This window comes from uncultured Thiodictyon sp., assembly GCF_903828115.1.
In the GTDB taxonomy this organism is placed as follows: domain Bacteria; phylum Pseudomonadota; class Gammaproteobacteria; order Chromatiales; family Chromatiaceae; genus Thiodictyon.
On record NZ_CAIKKU010000162.1, the window covers coordinates 1 to 1782 of the forward strand.

Consider the following 1782-nt stretch of genomic DNA (forward strand, 5'->3'; position numbering starts at 1 on the left):
ATTACGACAACGACAACGACAACGACAACGATTGTGTTTAGCCGCAGTTCAGGGCTCGATCTCTATGACGACCAACAGCACCATCGCAACCGAAGACGTGGCACCCGGTGCGGACGCCGTCCCGGAACTCGAACTCGCGGACGCGGATATCCTCGACGCGATGCGTCACATCCCGGGCTACCTCGACATCACCACGGCCGATTTCCGCATCATCTACCACCTGGCGCACGCCCACGCCGTCGCGCGCCTGTTCCACGGGCTCACCGCCGGCCGGCTGATGCGCACTGGCATCACCGGGCTGCCGCCCGCCACCCCGCTCGGGGCGGCGGCCCGGTCCTTCGTCGAGCAAGGGGTCAAGACCTTACCGGTCATCGACCCCGACGGCCGTGTACTGGGGGTCCTGACGGAGACCGACGTGCTGCGCCAACTCGGCGCCGACAGCTTTCTCCAGTTTCTACTGCAACTGCTCGAGGGTGACGGCACCCTCGGGGACCGCGGTCGGGACACGGCGACCAGCGCCATGATGACCACCCCGGCCGTCACGGTCACGGAGCAGGCCGGGCTGCGCGAGATCATGACCGCCTTCCGCCGCCACGCGGGCCGCGGGATGCCGGTGCTCGATGCCCAGGGGCGCTGTAGCGGCCTCCTGCTGCGCAAGGATTTCCTCACCGCCTGTCACCTGGACGAAGCACGGTGAGTCTCACCTCAGTGGTGGCGGACTACCTGCGCAAGATGGGCGGCACGACCCACGGCGGCCCGCCGCGGGTGGGCCGGGAGGAAGTCATCTGGTCCTGGGTCGGGGCCTTCATCGGCATCGGGGCCGTCGGCTGGCTCGATCAGCACTTCCTCACCGGGACCGACCTGACGCTCGTGCTCGGCTCACTCGGCGCCTCGGCGGTGCTCCTCTTCGGCACCCCGCGCAGCCCGCTCGCCCAGCCCCGCAACCTGATCGGCGGCCACGCCCTGTCGGCCCTGGTGGGTGTGGCCAGTTGGCAACTGCTGCAGGCCGAGCCCTGGCTGGCCCAGGCCGTCGCGGTGGCAACGGCCATCGCCCTGATGCACCTGACCAGGACCCTGCATCCGCCGGGCGGGGCCACGGCCTTGATCGCGGTGATCGGCTCCGCGCAGATCCACGCCCTCGGGTTTCTCTATGTGCTCATACCGGCCACCCTCGGGCCGCTGATCCTGCTGGTCGTCGCCCTGGTGGTCAACAACATACCGCGGACGCGGCGTTATCCGGAATTTTGGTACTAGGACCTTGACCAAGACCAAGCTCGATCATCGTTCCGGCACGCAGCGGTCGGGCCGAAGACCGGACCCGACGGAGTTGGCTCCGCGCCGGTAAGGTCCGCTGCGCGGACCAGCGAACAGGCCGGACAGGTCGACCAGCACCAGTCCGACACCAGCCCCGCGGGTCGTAAGCACGCGACGCCGAGGGAAGTTCCGTCGCGCCGGCTTCAGGCATCGGCGGATCGTCTGTCCGGTATCCGCCTTACGCGCTAGCTTGGCTAAGCGATAACGCCCTGATGGGCATCACCACCAAGAGCAGCAGCATAACGTCCGGCCTAAAGCGGCGCGCGCCCTTGACGGCGCTGAGAGCTACCGCGACGGCCGTGGCGCGCGCTCGCTTTTCAGGCCGCTTGTTATCGCGCCGAGCAAAGCTCGGCGTCTCTTGCCGGGTGAAAGTCCCGGTCGGGTAAGGGTTAGCCGCCCGCCCGTATCGAGTGTTGGTCCCGTTGCGGAGTAGGGTAACCTGCGAACAACAGACGGGGCAAGCGTACA

Annotated in this window: 2 protein-coding genes; both read left to right on the plus strand. The window is 67.8% G+C overall.

Annotated features, from left to right (window positions below; translation table 11 throughout):
• The coding region (locus QZY48_RS05885) for a CBS domain-containing protein (protein WP_366929638.1) at positions 1-697 on the plus strand (697 nt) is incomplete at its 5' end.
• Positions 694-1254 (plus strand): HPP family protein, encoded by a 561-nt coding sequence (locus QZY48_RS05890; RefSeq protein ID WP_295428949.1) that lies wholly within the window; start codon positions 694-696, stop codon positions 1252-1254. The genes QZY48_RS05885 and QZY48_RS05890, both read left to right, overlap by 4 nt.
• The last annotated feature ends 528 nt before the right edge of the window (positions 1255-1782 follow it).